General features: G+C 41.0%; 1 pseudogene. It reads right to left on the reverse strand.

The features are described 5' to 3' along the window. Positions 1 to 244, reverse strand: a pseudogene (locus AAEY68_RS21575) (general secretion pathway protein GspB); the annotation flags it as partial.

Below are 244 nucleotides of genomic sequence, written 5' to 3' on the forward strand. Positions count from 1 at the left end.
GCTCAACACGTGATGACGTTTTTGACGCTTGAGTAACTTCATAATCTTGGTTTTTTTCGACATCTTGTATAGCTTGCGCAAATGCATTTTTAAGAGTTGTAGGCACAGCATCAAGCTCAGGGTCACTCGTCTGTTGAGATTGGGTGCTGCCATTAATTGGCTTACCCAATACTTTATATTTACTCATATCAAGTTGAGCCGATGCGGTATTTTGATTTTGCCCAAATACCGCAGTGTTTTGTGC

Origin of the sequence: Pseudoalteromonas sp. RB2-MNA-CIBAN-0110 (assembly GCF_040309305.1) — a bacterium.
Lineage (GTDB): Bacteria > Pseudomonadota > Gammaproteobacteria > Enterobacterales > Alteromonadaceae > Pseudoalteromonas > Pseudoalteromonas arctica.